This window comes from Lactobacillus apis (genome assembly GCF_002837055.1).
Taxonomy (GTDB): Bacteria; Bacillota; Bacilli; order Lactobacillales; family Lactobacillaceae; genus Lactobacillus; species Lactobacillus apis.
In genome coordinates, this window is sequence record NZ_PDKP01000001.1 from 529,570 (window position 1) to 548,544 (window position 18,975).

Sequence of the window (18,975 nt, forward strand, 5' to 3'; positions counted from 1 at the left end):
ATTAGCCTTCTTTATATTTACGGGCGATAAATATCGTCGATAATCTGATAGTTTTTATTTTTCAGTTCATCATCTACCCAATTAATATTACCTGTACCATCATGGAAACTTGTTGCTTTAGCATTATCTTGTTTGTTATAGGCCTGAACCTCAGGCAGTAATTTTGCTGCCTTTTCGTGAGCTACTCTAACAACACCGTCTGCGTCTCCAACAATCAAATCCCCTGGATTTACACTAATTTCGCCACAAGAAACTGGTACATTAATTTCTCCAGGTCCTTCCTTGTATGGGCCATTTGGCGAAGTGCTGACAGCGTATATTGGCAAGTCCCAATTACGTAAACTGTCAATATCTCTCATAGGACCATCTACTACTACTCTAGCAACATGTCTTTGATCACGAAGCCAAGTCATCATAACTTCTCCAATAACAGCTCGAGTGTTATCACCTTCATTATCAATTACAATTACATCGCCTTCATGGCAGTACTTTAAAGCTGCATAAATGGTTAAATTATCGCCTGGCCGATTATGAACTGTAAAGGCTGGACCACACATTTGCCTTGTTGGTTTAGACATTAACTTAATCCGTGTAGCCATTGCACCTTTACGATTCATACAATCAGCAATATTTGAGGTGGGAATATCACGAAAACCCGTAATTACATCTTTGTCAGGCAACTCCCTTTTTAAAAAGATTCTTTTTCCTACTTGCATTTTAATCCTCTTTAATTAGTTCAATTCAATACCATCTAGAACTTCCTGCATTTTATCAGCAGAATTAACCATTTTAGCTAGTTCCTTATCTGATAACTTGGTTTCAATCACATGACTAATTCCAGTACCATCAATCACTGTTGGAGTGCCCAAATATAAGTCATGTTTAATGCCATATTCACCATTTATAGGTGCTGATAGCGGTAAGACGATTGCTTTATTTTCCAAAATTGCACTAACTATTTTTGCTAGCATCATCGCAATGCCATAAAAGGTTGCCCCTTTACTTTTAATAATTTCCCCACCTTTCTGACGTATGTCACTTTCAATATTAGATAAATCTGAAAAATTAAGTTCATTATATTCGCTTAATGGTTTACCATCAACTACTGTTTCATCAAAGTTTTCGAATGAAGTGTCACCATGTTCGCCTAGCACAATGGAGTTAACGCTTTCCACAGATAAATTTAATTTTTTTGCCAGTTCTACTTTTAATCGAGCAGAGTCAAGCGATGTACCTGTACCAATAACTTTGTTCTTAGGAAAACCAGAAAGTTTTTGTGTCAAGGTCGTCAGTATATCAACTGGGTTGGCAGAAACAACAAATATTCCACTAAATCCAGATTCTACGACTGGCTGAATAATACTTTTCAAAATTTTAACGTTCTTATTGACTAAGTCTAATCTAGTCTCACCTGGTTTACGTGGTATACCAGCTGTAATAACTACAACATCAGCATCCTTTGCATCTGCATACTCACCTGCATGAATATTACATGAACCAACAAATGGAGTAATGTCTTCAAGATCCATTGAATCGCCAATTGGCCTTTCCTTTACAACATCCGTAATTACTAATTCGTCAACTTGGGTACTTAGTAAAAGGTCATTTGCAAAAGTTGAACCAACTGCTCCATCACCAACGAGTAAAACTTTTCTTGACATAATTTAAAATCCTTTCAATTCTGGGTATGTAATCCTTTACACAACATATTATAAATAAAGCCTCTTGCTTTTGCAATATTTTAAAAAAGTAATTTATTTTTTAAATTTATAAAAAACGAAAGAGCTTTTTTATTTTTAAATAAAAAAATGCTTAGCACTAGGCTAAGCACTTTTTGGTTTAAATAAACTATTTACTATTTCTTACGTAATCAGTCATTTGCATACCTGCTTGACGGCCAAAAATCACTGTTTCAGCAATTGAATTTCCACCAATTCGGTTATTGCCATGAAGCCCACCGGAAACTTCACCAGCTGCATATAGGCCCGGAATCACATTACCGTCAGTATCTAAGACCTCAGTCTTCGGAGTGATATGAATTCCGCCCATGGTGTAGTGAATGGCAGGATTAATGTGAATAGCAAAGAAAGGTCCCTTGGTAATTGAGCGATCCATTCCTGTAGTTCTACCAAATTGAGCGTCATTCTTTTGATTAATAGCATCATTCCAAGTATCGACAGTTGTCTGAAGATTATCACCATCAACATCAATTGCTTGCGCAACTTCTTGTAATGTATTTCCATGGCTAACCAGACCAACATGATCATAAAATTCGACTGCAGTAAAGTTTTCTCTGATGCCTTGATCAAATATTAGATATGCTCCTCCTTCATGCAAATCATTTATTGCATTGGAAACAATTTTTCTAGTATTCATTTCGTTAACAAACCTTTTACCAGATTTATTAACCAAAATTGCTCCTTCACCACGTAAGCCTTCACCAATTAAATACACGTGATCAGTATCGGTCTGTGCAGTTGGATGAACTTGAATAAAGTCCATTTGTTCAAGCTGTGCATCAACTTCTTCAGCTAGTTTTAAGCCATCGCCTGTTGCTCCAGGCTGATTAGTAGTTTTAAAATCAACCAAATCAGGACGATACTTTTTGATAAGCTCTTTAGAAGAACCAAAACCACCACTTGCTAGTAAAATTGCCTTAGCATTTACTGTTTTAGTACCCGCAGGTGTTTCAACTTCAACACCAGTAACTCTTTGCTTATCAGCACGGATCAGTTTCGTCACTTTAGTATTGTTAAACACAGGAATATTTTCTTTTTGAATCTGTTCAAGTGCACCTGATACAAGATAATTACCTACAGGAGCCATTGAAGCAGGACGGTGAGCTCTCTTTTTACTCATTCCACCTGTAATTGTCAGATTAGTTAATTCAATTCCATGATCACTTAACCAATCAATTGCTAAAGCAGAGTGATCAACAAAATAACGAAGTAGTTCTGGATCATTCAAGCGTCCACCACCCTTTAGCGTTTCCTCGTAAAAATCTTCTTTGTTATCAATGATACCTTCATTGATTTGAACAAGACTTTCAGAAGCATTCATTCCGGACGAAGCCCGATTAGTGTTACCGCCAAGCTCTGCGTTTTTCTCAAAAACGGCCACTTTTAATCCTAATTCATTTGCTTGAATTGCTGCAGTGAGTCCTGCTCCACCAGCACCAATAATTATAGCATCGTAATCGTTGTCAATTTCAGAACTATCATTGGGTGTAAAAACAAATTTAGCCATCAAATTCCTCCTGTAAATTTATTCTTCTGGTTCTGTTCGATCAATATTAGTCATTTGCATGTAATCCATCCATTGATCATATTGCTCTTCTGTTAGCTCGCCACTCTTCAAAGCTGCTTCTTTAAGCGTTGTTCCTTCTTTATCTGCAGCTTGTGCAATCTTAGCCGCAGCATGATAACCAATATGAGGTGACAATGCAGTAACTGTCATCAATGAATTTTCTAGTAATTCATCCATCTTTTCTGAGTTAACTGTTAAACCAGAAATCATCTTATCGGCAAAGCCTTCAATTGTACCTGTCAAAATATCGCATGAATCCAAAAAGGCGGCAATCATGACGGTTTTAAAGACATTCATTTCGAAGTTTCCTTGTGAAGCAGCGAAAGTGATTGTTGTGTCATTACCAAAAACTTTAGCAGCAGCCATGGTCACTGCTTCAGCTTGAGTTGGGTTAACTTTACCAGGCATAATTGAAGAACCTGGTTCGTTAGCAGGAATGTTTAATTCATGATAAGCAGCTCTTGGACCCGAAGCTAAGAAGCGAATATCTTGCGCAATTTTAAACATATCTGCTGCTAGAGTCTTTAATGCTCCATGAACAACATCAATACCAGAATGATGAGCTAAGCCCCAGAATTTATTAGTCTTAACTTTGAACTCATGACCGTAAACTTCGGATAATTTAGCAACAATTTTTTCTGTCATACCTGGAGCAGCATTCAGTCCAGTCCCAACAGCCGTACCACCAATTGCTAATTCATATAAAGTAGGTTTTAACTCTTGAATGTATGATAAGTCATGTTTCAGAGCAGAAATATAGCCAGAGACTTCTTGACCAAAGGTAATTGGAGTTGCATCTTGCAAGTGCGTACGTCCTACTTTTACAGTCTTCCAGTATTTATCTTGCTTAATCTTTAATTCGTCAATTAAATGCTGAATAGCTGGCTCTAACTTATCAAGTGCTTCAACAGCAACGATATTCATTGCCGTAGGATAAGTATCATTAGAGGATTGACCACGGTTAACATCATCGTTTGGCAAAATATTTAAGCCAGGGTGTAATTTATTAGCTAAATTGGCAACAACTTCATTAACATTCATATTGCTTTGAGTACCAGAACCCGTTTGCAATACGTGAAGTGGAAAATCTTTACGCAAATCTTCATCATTTAATTGTAAAAGATGGTCAACTGCATCTTCAATTGCTGCACCTTTTTCTTCTGGTTCATCGCCTACTTCTACATTTGACTCAGCAGCAGCCTTTTTCAGGTTTAAAAATGCACGAATAATTGCCAGCGGCATGAGTTCCCCACTTGGAAAGTTATTTCGACTTCTTTCTGTTTGGGGTCCCCATAATGCGTCCTTAGGAATTTTTACAGGACCAATAGTGTCACTTTCAACACGGTATTCTTCTTCGCTCATTTGCTTCTCCTTTTTAACTTATATTTCTATTCTAACTGAAAAATATTTCTTTCGCGACCTCACTATTTATGATACGCGTTATTTAATTTTTGTTCAATATTTTTCAAATTAAAGTGCTATCATTTTAATTATTTAAAAAGTTAATAAAAGACAAAAAGACACCTTTCTTTAGATGCCTTTTGATAGTTTTATATTCGGATTGTTTCCGCATTGACAGCGACAATCACAGTTGAAAGCGACATTAAGATTGCGCCAACTGCTGGTGGAAGAAGAATTCCAATTGGAGCTAAAACACCTGCAGCAAGTGGTAAGGCTATAATGTTATAGCCGGCTCCCCACCATAAATTTTCAACTGTCTTTTTCTGTGTGTTTTTAGCTAGCTTTAAAAAATTGATGATATCAATTGGATTACTATTAACCAAAACGACATCAGCAGAATCAATTGCAACATCTGTTCCTGTACCAATAGCTACACCGATATCAGCTTTTGCTAAGCTAGGAGCATCGTTAATTCCATCCCCTACCATCATTACCTTATTGCCATTAGCTTGATACTTTCCGATAATTTTTTGTTTATCTACTGGCAAAAGCCCTGAGTAAACTTCTGTAATTCCCAGCTTTTCTGCAATACTATCCGCAACATTTTCATTATCACCAGTTAACATTACTGGAATAATGTTTTGGGCTTTAAGTTCTTTAATTAGTGAAATTGCTGTTTTCTTGACTTGATCACCAACTGCAACATAACCGAGCAGATTTGCGTCCTGTAAAAGATAGCTTACCGTATAATCAGCAGCAGATATTCTAGGAAAATTATTAACTAAAGAACGAGCGGTTTTTTCGTTGACTAATTGATAATCCTTGCCATTAATTGTTCCAGTAACACCTTTACCCGAAGCAGTTTTGCTATTTGATAACGGTAAAAGACTGATTTTCTTTTCATCGGCAAATTGCAAGATACTCTTTGCAATTGGATGCGTTGAATCTTGTTCAAGCGAGGCAATTAATCTTAATACACCTTCCTTATTGATTGTTTGGTTTAGTGTATCAAACTGACGAACCTGAAATTTTCCTTCAGTCAGTGTCCCCGTCTTATCCATTACAACATATTTAATTTTTTGACTAATACCAATTACATTGCGGTTTCGAATCAACAGTCCATTTTTTGCACCAATTGACATGCTTTTTGCATTTACAAGGGGAATAGCTAAACCCAATGCATGTGGGCAGGCAATGACTAGCACTGTAACCATCCGCTCCAGTCCGTTACTTATTCCTTTTAAACTAGTCCAGACAATTAGAGCAATGACACCAATAATTAGTGCTGCATAAAACAACCAACCGGACACGCGATCTGCTAAATTCTGTAAATTAGATTTATTCATTTGCGATGACTGAACTAACTTGTTTACGTTTGCCAAAAAGCCTGAGTTAGCTGAACTGGATACCTTAACTACAATTGTGCCGGAACCATTGATTGAACCACCGATTACTTTATCATTAACTTTGCGTGTTACACTTTGTGATTCACCTGTAACCAAGGATTCATTAATATCGCTGGAACCATTAATGATAATTCCGTCTAATGGTATGCTCTCACCTGGTTTAACTAAAACAATTGCATCCTTTTGCACATCGTTAATTGAAACATCTTTTGTCTGATCATTATCTTGAAGATGGACCTTATCTGGTAATAATTTAGCTAGGTCATTTACTGAACTATTTGCACTCATCATGGAAGACATTTCAATCCAATGACCTAATAACATAATTAAAATTAGGGTTGCCAATTCCCAAAAAAAGTCCATTACCTGATTTTGATTATGTAAGATATTGTTTTCAACAAAAGCATAGATACTATAAACATACGCCGTAACAATACCAAGGGAGATTAAGGTCATCATTTCAGGTCTTTTTGCTTTTAACTCATAAAAAGCACCTTTTAAAAATGGTTCGCCACCATAAAAGAATAGGATAGTTGCAAAAAGAGCTACTATCCATTCAGAACCGTTAAAAGAAAATTGAAATGGCAAACTAATTCCCATTGCTGGTGATAGAAACAGTATCGGTAATGCAAGCACTAGAGAAATCCAAAATTTTTGTTTTAGATTTCCCATGTCCATCATCTGATTTCCGTGCATCATCATGTTGCCACCACTCATTTGCATTGATGAGTGGTGCATTTTTGTCCCAGACTGAGCACTTTTATTTTTACCTTGATTGCCCATATTCATATCGTTCAAAATAATTAGCCCCCACTTCTTTTTACATCAATTTAATTAACTCTTTAAGTTAAATCTACTTTTATCAAGCAGTGATGTCAAAGAAGAGGCTCTAAAAGTTGAACTATACGAATGGTTAAGCATCTTGCAATTTAGCTTTGTGATAAAAGTGAACAGCAAAACCAATTGCCAGCCCAAGAACAGTTGGAATAACCCAATCCATGCCAATGTCTGAAAATGGTAAGAAACGATATTGAATCGATTTTAGTGCTAATGCCCAGCCCTGTTGACTAATTGCTGGAGGAAATGACGCAAGCATATCAAAAATAGCTGGAATTAGTGTTAACCCCACTCCCCAATAATAAACAACTGGATCATGATCAAAAAGAGTACCTGAAATTGACAAAATGATTAAAACCATCGCAATTGGATATAAAAACATCAACATTGGTGTGGACCAAGCAATAATCGTATCTAAGCCAAAGTTAGCCGTGATAAAGGAAACAAATGTCATGATGGCAAGCCATGCGTGATAGCTAATCTTTTTGAAACTACGGTGAAAGTCTTGCGCAAATGCTGCAATTAAACCAACAGCAGTAGTCAAACATGTGAGTGTAACTAGAGTTGCAAGAAGTGCATGGCCAACATCCCCTAAATAATAAGTAACGATTTGATTAAACGTTGTTCCACCCTCGGGCGCAATTTTAAAGTGATTTAATGTAGTTGCACCTAACCAAATTAAGCCGATATAGATAACCCCGATCGCACTTGTAGCAATCACACCTGCTCTCGCGGTTACCTTAGCATTACTCTTAGCAGATGTCTTACCTAATTGATTAACGGCAGACACAATCGTATAACCGAAAGCAAGACCAGCTAAAGCATCCATTGTGTTGTATCCTTGCAAGAAGCCGTTAAAAAATGGCATTGCTTGATAAGCAGCCGTAGCACTTTGATTTTTAGCAGCACCCATTGGCGAATGAGCTGCAAGTAAAAATACCGAGAATAATAAAATCAGAAACAGTGGGTTTAAGACCTTTCCAATACTGCTTAAAATAGTTGATTGCTTATATGCAATGATAAAAGCTAAAATAAAGAAAATAGCCGAAAAAATTAATAAACTAATTTTCGCATATTTTTGTGGCAGCACTGGTGCTAACCCGACCGAAAAAGAAATGCTCGCAGTACGTGGTGTTGCAAATAATGGTCCTAGCGTCAAATGGATTAAAACCATAAAAATCAATGCAAATTTAGGCCCTAATGGCTTTCCAATATCATAAACACCTTTAGCATGACTAGCACTAATCGCTAAGACAGCCAGTAATGGCAACAAAACCGCTGTCACTAAAAAGCCAAAAGTTGCCATCCCCCAATTTGCTCCAGATAATTGGCCCAAATGGATTGGAAAAATTAAATTTCCAGCTCCAAAAAACAAACCAAATAATAAAGATGCGACTACTAAGTAATCCTTCCAACTTAATGGCTTTTTATTAATATCGTCTTTAAATTCTTCCATTTTACTCTCCTACCTTTTCATATTTCTGTATGTCTTCAATAGATGCCTACTTTAAAAAATACTTTTCATTTCTCTCACTTTCTAGCATGTACTTTAACTTTGAACTTTGTAAAAACCAATAAAAAAACACCCTGATTTTCATCAAGGGTGCTTTAGCACGGTACCACCTATTTTACCAACGAACAAAATGATCGTTAGGTCACTTCACGTACGGCATAACTGCGATACGCTAACACGATAATGGGTGTCACCAATATTAGCTACTAAAAATTCACCATATAGCTCAAAGTTACTTTCAGACTACTCTCACGGTTCATTTTCAGCAAACAGAACTCTCTAATACGCTTTAAATGATCTTACTCTTCTTTTCATTGCTTTTTATATTAATTTCATTTTAATTATTGTCTTATTTTTTGTCAATAATTTTTTTGCGTTAGCTCACGATTTTCGTCCCGTGCATTTGATTAACATCGAGCTCTCTAGCTACTTTAGCTATGTTTTGAGCAGTTATTCCACCACCAGGAAGAATTTCAATTTTATTTTTAGCCCACTTAATAATTTCTTTTAAGTGAGGATAATTATCGGAAATAGTTTGCTCTAAACTGCCCCCGTGCGTCAAAATGCGTTTAACTTTTTTAGAACTTAACCAATCAATAGCATTTTGTTGCTGATTCTCAGCTATCTCGTCAAAAGCCATGTGCATAACAACTTCCAAATCAAGGACATGAGCTAGTTGAATCAATTTACTCATATTTTCTTGATCCAGCTCACCATTAGTATCAATACAGCCAAAAGTAACACCGTCTGCTCCTGCCAGTGAAGCCATTTCAATATCTGAAAGCATAATGGCTATTTCATCTTTTGTATAAACGAAATTACCTGCTCTAGGTCTAATCATTACCACCACTGGGATATTCAAGTTATGCGCATATTCCACGACTTTTTTAGTTACTCCAAATGAGGGTGTCGTACCACCAGCAGCCAAATCATTATTAAGCTCAATTCGGTTGGCTCCTTCGGCAATCACTTTAGGTACATTAGTAAAATTTTCAACGCAAGCTTCTTTTAACATTCTCAATCTTTTTCCTTATAGCCTAATCAATTGTCGACTCTGTTCTTTTTTGATAATCTGCCAACCACTTTTCCGTCATTGGGAAAATTTTAGTCCTATCTTTTGCCGCCTGTTGAGCAATCATGATTTTTGCCTCGTGTTTATTATCAGAAACACAAAAAGCAAACTCAACATTTGTTGCAACTCCCCATTCTCCTTTAGAGTTTAAGGCAATCAGCGAAATGGCATCACAACTTCCATAACGATTCTTTAAAGTTTTAGCAAAAGAAAACAGTGCCTGATCGCATGCATCTTGAGGTGACTGTCCCTCGGCCATTTTACGAACAATCTCGTAGGACAAGCATCCCTTCATAATATCCTCACCTAGTCCAGTTGCTGCAGCAGCACCAACTTGGCTATCAGCATAAAAACCTGATCCAGATAAAGGTGAGTCTCCAATACGCCCATCTTTTTTCATAAATAAACCAGATGTAGATGTTGCGGCTGCCATCGAGCCTTGCTGATCAAGCGTTACCGCACCAACTGTATCGTGGCCATCGTAGGCACGGAGTTGCCCCTGTTGATTAACATTTAGACGCTCTTGCCATTCTTTTTTGGCTTTTTCTGTTAGCATATTAGTCATTTCAAAACCATTTTTGGCAGCAAACTTCGTTGCGCCATCACCGACTAAGAAACTATTAGTTTTATTTTCACTTAATTTCCGGGCCACCGAAACGGCATTTTTAACATTTTCTATTGCAGCAACTGATCCTTGTGCAAATGTATCGCCATCCATAAAGCCAGCATCCATTTGCACTATACCCTCTTCATTAGGCAAACCGCCAAAACCAACAGATTTGTAGTGTTCATTGTTTTCTACAACATTAATTAATTTTTCAACTGCATCACCAGCATTAATTCCTTTATCTAAAAGTACACTAGCTTCACTTAAGCCATCAAATGACATTCTCCAGGTTGATATTGCTGCCCAGGTCATAATTTTTCCTTCCTTTACCATTTCTTATCGTTAATCTTATACTAGGCCTAAAATTGTGACAAGCTAAAGACAAAAAAGGTCAAATAAAGCGTCTAGTAAGGAATATTTGCAAGTTTAACTTGAGTTTAATATAATCAGAAAAGATAGAGAATTATAAAAGTTATTGATTATAACTAGGAGATATAATATGAACGAAAAAGATCTTCTATACTTTTGTAAACTAGTAGAGACGGGTAATTACACAGCCACCGCTGCTCTCTTTGATGTAACCCAACCAACTATCTCAATGGCAATCAAACGTCTATCTGAAAAGTTTGATGATCCACTAATTTTACAGAAAAACAGAAAAAGTAAAATTACACTAACAGCCGCGGGTGAAATGCTTTATGAAAAAGCTCAAATATTATTGCAGGACATGTCTAATATCAATTATGATGTTAGACACGCCAGCGATAAAAAACTGCGTCTGGCCTTTTCAGGTGAAGCTGGCAATTCTTACATTGCTGACATTATCATGAAGTTTTATCAAGCAGGCTTAACTGATTTAATTGATACCAATATTGAGCGTTCCACTAATGCGTTCGCTGAATTAAAAAATGGAAATGCTGACGTCGCTATTTATTCTTGGATGGTTCCAATTAACGATTCTGAGTATTTTATCCATAACCTAAACAGAACTGAATTAGTAATTATTACCAGTGAAACAGATCAGTGGAGAGATATTCATCAAATTAGTGCGGCGGATCTTAAAAATAGAAAATTTGTTGCACGTAGTCGTGGTTTCTTAACTAGAGAGTGTCTTGAAGAAGTCGGTAAATTAGGTGATTTTATTCCTAACGTCATATACACTGCGCAAACAATGCAAACGGTGATAGACTTAGTTAAAAGAAATGTTGGTATCGCACTTGTGATGGAAAGTAGTCTTAAGGACCAAACTGGTGTACACGTTATCAGACTGAAGCCAGGACAAAAATTATATGCCTATATGCAAATTGCAATGCGCAAGAGCTTCGTACCAAACAAATATCAGAAAAAAGGAATTGACATATTGCGGCACTTTAAACCTTAGTTTTTATAAAGCAAACAAAAAGCACATGACTAGTTAAGTCATGTGCTTTTTTTGATTGTTAAGCTAACACATTAAATAATGAAGCAGCAAGTGCCCCACCAACTAATGGTGCTACAACTGGAACCCAACTGTAAGCCCAGTCTGATTGTCCCTTGTTAGCGATTGGCAATAATTGATGAGCCAATCTAGGACCAAAATCACGGGCTGGGTTTAAAGCAACACCAGTAGGTCCACCAAGTGATAAACAAACTGATGTAATTAAGAAACCAGCAAGTAAAGGATTTAAACCAGCAGCTAAGTCACCATTAGTCAATGCTAGCAATCCGTATACTAAAACGAAAGTAGCAATTGCTTCAGTGAAAAAGTTCCATGCATAGCTTCGAATTGCTGGAACTGTAGCAAAAGAACCTAAAATTGCTTCTTGATCATCTGTTTCTTTCCAGTGTGGGTAATAAGTTAACCATACTAAAATAGCTCCAACAAATGCACCTAGTACTTGTACCACAAAATAAGGTAGGACTGAAGACCATGGTAACTTATGAGCAATTGCCATTGAAAAAGTAACTGCAGGATTATAGTGGCCTAAACATAACCAACGTGCGCTATAAACGCTGAATGCAACAGCAAAACCCCAACCAAAAGCAATGACAATCCAACCTGCTCCTTTTGACTTAGACTTGTTTAAATTAGTTCCAGCACAAACACCGTCTCCAAGCAAAACAAGCATTGCAGTTCCTAGAAATTCACCTATTAACTGCATAGACAAACTATTATTCATTTTTCTTCTCCCACTTTTGTTATTTCTATAAATAAAATTTATAGAATAATATACTTCACAAATATATAGTATTGCATTGCCGTTACTTTGTAAACAAAATTTTGTATTGTGAAAGTATGTACTTGGAATTCAAATGCATATTCTATACAAATTTAGAATAAAAAAGGGTACCTATTGGATAGGTACCCTTTTCAAGAGCGAAAGATTAGCCTGAAACAACTTTACCACTCTTATGATCTAAAACTGACCATTTTATATACAGTGAATCTGAAACCGCAACATATTTAACGCCCTTAATTTTTTTGGTTCTGAAAACTGTTACCTTTTTCCCTTTAGGTAAGTAAACTCTCATATTCTGCTTACCTTTACTGTCATATACATAGGCGTTCTTTTTTACTTTATACTGAACAGCCTTAAAAAGTTCAACATTATTAACCTTAATGTACTTACCCTTTTTGTTATACCCAATAAGAACTTTGTTATCTGGAGTTGTAACACCAGATACGGGAATAATTGTCCCCTTCTTTAGTTTGGCATTTTTAATACGCTTACCCTTTGCATCATATACATAGGAGTTTTTAGTCAACTTAGCAAGCTTCCCATTTAGGTTCATAGCCTTATTTAAGTCCGCGGTGTTAATTGGCTTCGAAGTTGTTGGCTTGGTTGTATCAGTTGTTCCGGTAGCAGGAGTCTTTGAGGTATCAGTTGTTCCAGTTTGACCTGTAGTAGAAGTCTTTGAAGTATCTGTTGTACTTGTTTGATCTGCTGAAGGAGTAGTTGTAGTAGTTGATGTTGTGTTTGGATTAGTAGTTTCTGCTGCCAAAACCGGAGCAGTTGCACTTAAACTAACAGCAATTGAAGCTGCACCAACTAAGCTAAATAGCGTTTTCTTGTTCATATTTACACCTCATTGATAAAATAATCTTATTAGAATTAATTTTACTACATTAACGGAATTAATTCTTGTATTTAGAGTAATTAAAATTTTTATACTATGAATGTATCTCTTATTATTTTGTTTTATACTAGAAAGGTAACTCATTTATATTTTTTATTAAGGAAGATTTATATGAAACAGCGAAAATCCAGTCCAATTGAAATTTTGGTCACAATTGACCAAAACTATCTTAAGCCTCTTGAGGTAATGATGTATTCAGTAAGACTTAACAATTTAGACCAAGATTTCCGCGTTTGGCTAATTCACGATAACATCGATGATTCTGCCCTAACTGGACTCGAAAAATTTTGTGAGCAAATTAATGTTAAGCTCGAAACAGTCGCAATGAATCAAAATATTACTTTTCCAGATTCACTACTTAACTTGCATGATTATCCTAAAGAAATGTACTTCCGTCTTCTCTCGGGACAAGTTTTACCAGATAATCTACACCGAGTTATTTATCTGGATCCTGATATCTTGGTTATTAATTCAATTAAGCCTTTATGGGATTTAGATCTTCAGAATAAAATGTTTGCTGCATCTGTTCATGAAGGACTAACAGATATCATGAGTTCAATTAATAACATTAGACTTGGGACAACAACTGGCTATTTTAATTCTGGCATTATGCTAATGGATTTAGATCTGATGCGTCACAAAGTGAACATTGAAGATATTACGCAGGCAATCGAAGAACATCATGATTCTTTAATCTTACCTGATCAGGATATTCTAAACTATCTTTATGGTGAGGATATTTTGAAGATTCCTGAAACACGTTGGAACTATGACGCAAGAGCCTATTCTGTGTATCTCACACGAAGTACAGGTGAATACAATACCGAGTGGGTGATGAAAAACACCAGTATTTTGCATTTTTGTGGTAAACCTAAACCCTGGCAAAAAGAAAAGCACTCAAGATACAAAGCCTTGTACTTAAACTACCAACAAATGACTAATCGAGTTCTAAATAAAATAAACTGAGACATTATTTTGTTTTTTACTATTGAAGGACACAGGAACTGTGCTAAAATATAAAAAGTTGCGAAATATCAAGCGACACAGAGCATTTCGTCATTTATGTATGATTTTTTTCAAAATTGTCGAATTGTTTAAAAAATTTATAGAAAAGAGAAGAAAATATGGCTTCAATCAACAAATCTGAACTTACTAAAGAAGTATCAGCAAAAACTGGTCTTAAGCAAAAAGACGCAGAAAAAGTGATCGATTCTTTAATCGAATCAATCAAGGATAACCTAGCTAAAGGTGAAAAAGTTCAAATCATCGGCTTTGGTTCATTTGAAGTTCGTGATCGTGCCGAAAGAAAAGGTCGTAACCCACAAACTGGTAAGACTTTGACTATTCCTGCTACTAAAGTTCCTGCATTCAAGCCAGGTAAAGCTTTAAAGGATGCCGTAAAATAATTACTTATTTCTTAAATAAAAAACAACAGGCAAAACTGCCTGTTGTTTTTTTGTTGTTTATTTTTATTTATAGTTAGTTTATCTATTTTGGTGGTTTAAATGTTTAGCTAAGAAATCACCAATAATTTGAACAATAAAAATCAAGATTACGACTAGTAAAGTTGCAACGAATGTAACATCATTGTTAAACCTCTGATAACCGTAAGAAATAGCTGTGTTTCCTAGTCCACCTGAACCGATTGCACCTGCCATTGCCGTTAGACCAATTAAACTAATTATAGTTACAGTTGAGACTCTGGCTAACTCAGAGCGCGCTTCGTTCAGATAAACATTGAAAATAATATCCCAAGTTGTTGCACCTAAACTTTGTGCAGCTTCAATCTTACCCTGATCTACACTTTCTAGAGCAACTTGAACCTGTCTAGCATAAAAAGGAAAAACTCCTAAAGATAATGGCACAAGTGCAGCATTCATTCCAATTTGGGTTCCAGCAATTATTTGAGTTACTGGAGCAATAAAAGCTAGCAAGATAATAAATGGGATTGCGCGAAAGATGGAAACGATCTTATCACAGAGATTGAACCAGAATTTATTTGGTTTAACACCGTTTTCTTTAGTCAAAACAAGGATTACCCCAAAGACGATACCTAGAATTCCCCCAAAAATTGCTGACCAAAATGTCATGAACAAAGTTTGATATATACTGGATGCCCAGCCTGTGTCACCAGTCCAACCTAAATTAATTACATTTGGAAAAACTTTATTAAACCAACTACTCATATAAGTCACCTTTCTCATTTAACCGCGTAACTGCAACCTGTTCTTTCTCTAAAAATTGAACAGTTTGTTGCTGCTTCTCATTGTCTCCTTTAACTAAGACCAGCAATGTTCCTATTGGCTCATCGTCTAACAATTCGACGTTACCATAAAGCATACTTGCTTCAACGCCAATTTCTCGGTAAAGATCAATGATGATAGTTTTGGTAACATTAGCGACACTATAAATAAGTTGGTAAATTGCCTCTTCATCATTTAAATTACTTAAATTGAGTGATTTAAGAGTATTAATTACTTCTAGTGATCCACCAACAAAACTCTTGGTTAGAGTATTTTTCGGATGAAGAACTACGTCTCTTAGGTTACCTTTTTCGATGATTTCGCCTTGTTGCATTACCGCAACTTTGTCACATATTTTCTTGACAGCACTCATTTCATGAGTGATTAAAACAATTGTTAAATTAAGTTCATCTTTTAATTTCTTTAGTAAATCCAAAATTTGTTGGGTATTTTGTGGATCAAGTGCACTAGTTGCCTCATCAGAAATCAGAATATCCGGTTCATTGGCTAATGCGCGAGCAATTGCCACACGCTGTTGTTGTCCACCAGAAAGTTGAGCTGGATAGAATTCAGCTTTTTCTTTTAAGTCAACCAATTCCAGCAATTTCAATGATTTTTCTTCAACCTCATTGTCTTTTAAACCAGAATGCTTCAAGGCAAAAGCGACATTTTCAACAACAGTAATTTCATTTAAAAGGTTAAAATTTTGAAAAATCATTCCAATTTTTCTTCGAGCTAATTGCAAGTCCTTATTAGAAATAACTTGCTTACCATCTTTAATAAAATCAGTGCCATTGACTTTGATATTGCCGCCACTTGGTTTTTGTAACAGATTAATCGTTCTAACCAATGTTGATTTACCAGCACCAGAGAAGCCAACGACTCCGTATATATCGCCTTTTTCTATTGTCAAATTGACATCATGAACAGCGTGCACAACCTCTCTTTTCTTATCAGGAAAATCCACATTAACATGCTGTAATTCAATAATACCCATACAAATCTTCTCCATTCGTTAAAGATGACTAAAACTTGATATCCCAAGCAGTTTTTTGCATGTCACCGTAATATTTCTTATCCAAACGCTTTGTTTCTTCGGTTTGGTAAGCCTTAACAACTGCTAAGTAGTCCTTCTTCTTTTCTTCACCTTTACGAGCACAAATGATGTTAACCCATTTTAATGAGTCTTTATTAACTGGTTCAACGAAAATTGTCTGTTTCTTACCTAAGCCTGCAGGACGAGCGAAGTCATTGTTAACGACCGCTGCGTCAACTGAATCAATTACACGACCACATTGGTCTGCTGCTACTTCTTTAACCTTAAGTTTCTTAGGGTTCTTAACGATATCAGCCACTGTTGGTAATTTCTTACCCTTAGGTAAAGTAATCAAACCAGCATTCTTTAAAACGAAAAGTGCACGAGATTCGTTACTTGCATCATTTGGAACTGCAATTGTTGCACCATCTGGCAGGTCACTAAGTTTATGATACTTCTTAGAATATAATCTAATTGGATTAATTTCTGTTCGACCAATTGCTACAACGCCACCATGGTTTGACTTGTTCCAAGCATCTAAAAATGCGTAATGTTGGAAAGCGTTCAAATCAATATCACCGTTTTTGACAGCCTTATTAGGTTGAGTATAATCAGTAAAATTCTTAATTTTAACAGTTACGCCGTATTTCTTTTTTGCTGTAGCTGCAACGTGCTTCCAAATATCCTGTTTGGGTTTTGTTTCACTGACAATTCCGACCGTTACAACATGGTTACTACTCTTTTGATTATTTGGTTTAGGACCAAAGCTAAACCAACCTATCACGACAACGATAATTGCGACTATTACCCCAATGATAATATTTCTATTTCTCTTCTTCGACATTAAAAAACCTCCAAAACAAACTAAAAAAGCACCCGTCCTATCTATAAGGACGAGTGCTTCGCGTTACCACCTTTAAATTATTTATCACTCACGTAATAAATCTCTCACTAGCTATCAATCAATAGCTTGCAATGCTAACGGATGCAACTCCGCCGGTAGCTAAATATCACTAACGGTCATCATTTCGAGCCCATGTTCACCACTACTAACTGGCTGAGTCTCACCAAAATCCCAGCTCTCTTTATCAGTAATCATAATAGTTACTCTGCTTTTCAAGATGTATTAATTATTTAATTGTTTATTAATTTAGCACCTAGTTTTTGTTCTGTCAACTACAAATTTTAAAAATTACTTAAGATGGTCGATTTTTAAATTATGGAATAAGTCGACATTAACTCTTCCTACAGCAAAGGTAACAATAGCCATACCAATAGCTTGCCACCAAAAGTTATGGTTAATACTCTCTGCTTGTATAATGCTACTAATCAAAACCAACACACAAATTAGCAGAATAATAGCAGCGATAATCATCTTCTTCATTCTAATCCTTCTTCCTTAGATAAGTTAAAAAATCATATGAATATTGACATTTGTTATTAGCTTGATGATGCACTTTTTTACTTAATTTAAAATCATCATAATTAAGATCTGGCATTACAGTATCGGCAGGAAAAATTGCAGCAATTGCAGTTTTTTCAAGACAATCTACGCGGTCTTTTAAAGCTTCAAAGACTGAAACTCCACCAATTACATACAATTGCTCTGTTTGATGCGCATTAATCCACTTATTTAAACTGTTAACTGATGAAACAACTACCACTTGCGGATTATGTTCATACTCTTCTTTAAAAACTTGATTTTGTGATAGTACAATATGCCGTCTTTGAGGCAAAATACGTGGCAAACTATTAAAAGTCTTTCGTCCCATTATAATCGGATGGTTAATCGTTAAGGTTTTAAAGTGCTTCAGATCTTCAGGAAGATACCACGGTAAATGTCCATCTAGACCAATTTTGTGTTGTTCATCTTCAGCCCAAATAAATGTAATCATTACTTCATCTCCAACTCCATTATAGCGCGCTTTACGCATTTAAGGCTAGTCTTTGCTTACAGCTCTACCAATTTTATTCTCATATTTTTAAATAATCCTTTTCACTAATCATTTCATACAAAAATACTGTAATTTAATTTGCTATAGTGGTTAAATAAAATCAATAAGGAAAAGGAGAAGATAATGAATAGTAAAGCTGACAATTTTTCTGAAGAGAAATTTAACCAAATGAAAGCAACTGAAGCTGACTTAGTTCGGGAACTGCAACAAGTAGTAAAAAATCCTAGTAAGGAAACTGAACTAAGCGATACGATTTTCCAAAACCACCAAAAATGGCTTAAAATAATTATGCCAAATTATACTCCAGAAATACACTTGGGTATTGTTAACGGCTATGAGACAGACGAGCGCTATCAGTCATATTACGATGATAAAGCAGGAAAAGGCGCAACTAAGATCTTAATTAAAATAGTTAAAGCACATTTAGCAAAATAAAAAACAAGGTTTCAAATGATTGAACCTTGTTTTTTAGTTATATCAAA

Annotated in this window: 19 protein-coding genes and 2 other annotated features; of the genes, 4 read left to right on the top strand and 15 right to left on the bottom strand. The window is 35.8% G+C overall.

Going from position 1 to position 18,975, the window contains the following annotated elements; translation table 11 throughout:
• Window positions 1-17: 17 nt before the first annotated feature.
• The 8 genes from CRG87_RS02560 to CRG87_RS02595 all read right to left on the bottom strand — a co-directional run bounded on the left by CRG87_RS02560 (window position 18) and on the right by CRG87_RS02595 (window position 10,454).
• Window positions 18-716, bottom strand: a complete 699-nt coding sequence (locus CRG87_RS02560; protein ID WP_074425275.1) for an RraA family protein — start codon at window positions 714-716, stop codon at window positions 18-20.
• Between the two features lie 15 nt (window positions 717-731).
• The gene (locus CRG87_RS02565) at window positions 732-1,661 is read right to left on the bottom strand and encodes an L-lactate dehydrogenase (protein ID WP_074425274.1); all 930 of its coding nucleotides are present in this window, start codon (window positions 1,659-1,661) and stop codon (window positions 732-734) included.
• Window positions 1,662-1,848: 187 nt separating this feature from the next.
• Window positions 1,849-3,246, bottom strand: coding sequence for a flavocytochrome c (locus CRG87_RS02570; protein WP_074425273.1), 1,398 nt, complete (start codon window positions 3,244-3,246; stop codon window positions 1,849-1,851).
• 18 nt (window positions 3,247-3,264) lie between these two features.
• On the bottom strand, window positions 3,265-4,668 hold the full coding sequence (locus CRG87_RS02575; protein WP_074425272.1) for a class II fumarate hydratase: 1,404 nt from the start codon (window positions 4,666-4,668) through the stop codon (window positions 3,265-3,267).
• A 188-nt stretch (window positions 4,669-4,856) separates the two neighbouring features.
• Window positions 4,857-6,902: a copper-translocating P-type ATPase gene (locus CRG87_RS02580; protein ID WP_074425718.1), complete on the bottom strand. Its 2,046-nt coding sequence runs from the start codon at window positions 6,900-6,902 to the stop codon at window positions 4,857-4,859.
• A 124-nt stretch (window positions 6,903-7,026) separates the two neighbouring features.
• Entirely contained in the window at window positions 7,027-8,406 is a 1,380-nt protein-coding gene (brnQ, locus tag CRG87_RS02585) for a branched-chain amino acid transport system II carrier protein (protein ID WP_074425271.1), read from the bottom strand.
• A gap of 140 nt (window positions 8,407-8,546) precedes the next feature.
• Window positions 8,547-8,787, bottom strand: a binding site (T-box leader).
• A gap of 52 nt (window positions 8,788-8,839) precedes the next feature.
• Complete coding sequence (locus CRG87_RS02590) at window positions 8,840-9,478, bottom strand: copper homeostasis protein CutC (RefSeq protein WP_074425270.1); 639 nt, start codon at window positions 9,476-9,478, stop codon at window positions 8,840-8,842.
• Window positions 9,479-9,500: 22 nt separating this feature from the next.
• Window positions 9,501-10,454: a N(4)-(beta-N-acetylglucosaminyl)-L-asparaginase gene (locus tag CRG87_RS02595; protein ID WP_074425268.1), complete on the bottom strand. Its 954-nt coding sequence runs from the start codon at window positions 10,452-10,454 to the stop codon at window positions 9,501-9,503.
• A 187-nt stretch (window positions 10,455-10,641) separates the two neighbouring features.
• On the opposite strand from CRG87_RS02595, the gene CRG87_RS02600 reads away from it, so the two are divergent.
• Window positions 10,642-11,523 carry a LysR family transcriptional regulator gene (locus CRG87_RS02600; protein WP_074425267.1) on the top strand — a complete coding sequence of 294 codons (882 nt, stop codon included), beginning with the start codon at window positions 10,642-10,644 and terminating at the stop codon, window positions 11,521-11,523.
• Window positions 11,524-11,581: 58 nt separating this feature from the next.
• Here CRG87_RS02600 and CRG87_RS02605 read toward each other — a convergent pair whose 3' ends face one another.
• The gene (locus CRG87_RS02605; RefSeq protein WP_074425265.1) at window positions 11,582-12,301 is read right to left on the bottom strand and encodes an MIP/aquaporin family protein; all 720 of its coding nucleotides are present in this window, start codon (window positions 12,299-12,301) and stop codon (window positions 11,582-11,584) included.
• A 205-nt stretch (window positions 12,302-12,506) separates the two neighbouring features.
• Entirely contained in the window at window positions 12,507-13,199 is a 693-nt protein-coding gene (locus CRG87_RS02610) for an SLAP domain-containing protein (RefSeq protein WP_074425264.1), read from the bottom strand.
• 171 nt (window positions 13,200-13,370) lie between these two features.
• Between CRG87_RS02610 and CRG87_RS02615 the strand changes: the two genes are divergently transcribed.
• Window positions 13,371-14,225 carry a glycosyltransferase family 8 protein gene (locus tag CRG87_RS02615; RefSeq protein ID WP_074425263.1) on the top strand — a complete coding sequence of 285 codons (855 nt, stop codon included), beginning with the start codon at window positions 13,371-13,373 and terminating at the stop codon, window positions 14,223-14,225.
• A 158-nt stretch (window positions 14,226-14,383) separates the two neighbouring features.
• Window positions 14,384-14,665 (top strand): HU family DNA-binding protein, encoded by a 282-nt coding sequence (locus CRG87_RS02620; protein ID WP_046306988.1) that lies wholly within the window; start codon window positions 14,384-14,386, stop codon window positions 14,663-14,665.
• Between the two features lie 78 nt (window positions 14,666-14,743).
• On the opposite strand, the gene CRG87_RS02625 is transcribed toward CRG87_RS02620, so the two are convergent.
• The 5 genes from CRG87_RS02625 to CRG87_RS02645 form a co-directional block, all read right to left on the bottom strand.
• On the bottom strand, window positions 14,744-15,445 hold the full coding sequence (locus tag CRG87_RS02625) for a methionine ABC transporter permease (RefSeq protein ID WP_074425262.1): 702 nt from the start codon (window positions 15,443-15,445) through the stop codon (window positions 14,744-14,746).
• Window positions 15,438-16,499, bottom strand: coding sequence for a methionine ABC transporter ATP-binding protein (locus CRG87_RS02630; RefSeq protein WP_074425260.1), 1,062 nt, complete (start codon window positions 16,497-16,499; stop codon window positions 15,438-15,440). Before CRG87_RS02630 ends, CRG87_RS02625 begins: the two co-directional genes overlap by 8 nt.
• Window positions 16,500-16,527: 28 nt before the next feature.
• The gene (locus CRG87_RS02635) at window positions 16,528-17,382 is read right to left on the bottom strand and encodes a MetQ/NlpA family ABC transporter substrate-binding protein (protein WP_074425259.1); all 855 of its coding nucleotides are present in this window, start codon (window positions 17,380-17,382) and stop codon (window positions 16,528-16,530) included.
• Window positions 17,383-17,424: 42 nt separating this feature from the next.
• Window positions 17,425-17,667: a binding site (T-box leader), on the bottom strand.
• A 63-nt stretch (window positions 17,668-17,730) separates the two neighbouring features.
• Window positions 17,731-17,922, bottom strand: coding sequence for a hypothetical protein (locus tag CRG87_RS02640; protein WP_046306992.1), 192 nt, complete (start codon window positions 17,920-17,922; stop codon window positions 17,731-17,733).
• A 1-nt stretch (window position 17,923) separates the two neighbouring features.
• Window positions 17,924-18,433 carry a dihydrofolate reductase gene (locus CRG87_RS02645; protein ID WP_074425717.1) on the bottom strand — a complete coding sequence of 170 codons (510 nt, stop codon included), beginning with the start codon at window positions 18,431-18,433 and terminating at the stop codon, window positions 17,924-17,926.
• A 183-nt stretch (window positions 18,434-18,616) separates the two neighbouring features.
• Between CRG87_RS02645 and CRG87_RS02650 the strand changes: the two genes are divergently transcribed.
• Window positions 18,617-18,928 (top strand): TipAS antibiotic-recognition domain-containing protein, encoded by a 312-nt coding sequence (locus tag CRG87_RS02650; RefSeq protein ID WP_074425258.1) that lies wholly within the window; start codon window positions 18,617-18,619, stop codon window positions 18,926-18,928.
• The last annotated feature ends 47 nt before the right edge of the window (window positions 18,929-18,975 follow it).

Coding starts and splice junctions, on each gene's coding strand:
- CRG87_RS02635 (WP_074425259.1), bottom strand. CDS start 17,382: ATGTCGAAGAAGAGAAATAGAAATATTATCATTGGGGTAATAGTCGCA.
- CRG87_RS02640 (WP_046306992.1), bottom strand. CDS start 17,922: ATGAAGAAGATGATTATCGCTGCTATTATTCTGCTAATTTGTGTGTTG.
- CRG87_RS02620 (WP_046306988.1), top strand. CDS start 14,384: ATGGCTTCAATCAACAAATCTGAACTTACTAAAGAAGTATCAGCAAAA.
- CRG87_RS02615 (WP_074425263.1), top strand. CDS start 13,371: ATGAAACAGCGAAAATCCAGTCCAATTGAAATTTTGGTCACAATTGAC.
- CRG87_RS02560 (WP_074425275.1), bottom strand. CDS start 716: ATGCAAGTAGGAAAAAGAATCTTTTTAAAAAGGGAGTTGCCTGACAAA.
- CRG87_RS02565 (WP_074425274.1), bottom strand. CDS start 1,661: ATGTCAAGAAAAGTTTTACTCGTTGGTGATGGAGCAGTTGGTTCAACT.
- CRG87_RS02650 (WP_074425258.1), top strand. CDS start 18,617: ATGAATAGTAAAGCTGACAATTTTTCTGAAGAGAAATTTAACCAAATG.
- CRG87_RS02645 (WP_074425717.1), bottom strand. CDS start 18,433: ATGATTACATTTATTTGGGCTGAAGATGAACAACACAAAATTGGTCTA.
- CRG87_RS02610 (WP_074425264.1), bottom strand. CDS start 13,199: ATGAACAAGAAAACGCTATTTAGCTTAGTTGGTGCAGCTTCAATTGCT.
- CRG87_RS02625 (WP_074425262.1), bottom strand. CDS start 15,445: ATGAGTAGTTGGTTTAATAAAGTTTTTCCAAATGTAATTAATTTAGGT.
- CRG87_RS02600 (WP_074425267.1), top strand. CDS start 10,642: ATGAACGAAAAAGATCTTCTATACTTTTGTAAACTAGTAGAGACGGGT.
- CRG87_RS02595 (WP_074425268.1), bottom strand. CDS start 10,454: ATGACCTGGGCAGCAATATCAACCTGGAGAATGTCATTTGATGGCTTA.
- CRG87_RS02575 (WP_074425272.1), bottom strand. CDS start 4,668: ATGAGCGAAGAAGAATACCGTGTTGAAAGTGACACTATTGGTCCTGTA.
- CRG87_RS02630 (WP_074425260.1), bottom strand. CDS start 16,499: ATGGGTATTATTGAATTACAGCATGTTAATGTGGATTTTCCTGATAAG.
- CRG87_RS02570 (WP_074425273.1), bottom strand. CDS start 3,246: ATGGCTAAATTTGTTTTTACACCCAATGATAGTTCTGAAATTGACAAC.
- brnQ (WP_074425271.1), bottom strand. CDS start 8,406: ATGGAAGAATTTAAAGACGATATTAATAAAAAGCCATTAAGTTGGAAG.
- CRG87_RS02580 (WP_074425718.1), bottom strand. CDS start 6,902: ATGAATATGGGCAATCAAGGTAAAAATAAAAGTGCTCAGTCTGGGACA.
- CRG87_RS02590 (WP_074425270.1), bottom strand. CDS start 9,478: ATGTTAAAAGAAGCTTGCGTTGAAAATTTTACTAATGTACCTAAAGTG.
- CRG87_RS02605 (WP_074425265.1), bottom strand. CDS start 12,301: ATGAATAATAGTTTGTCTATGCAGTTAATAGGTGAATTTCTAGGAACT.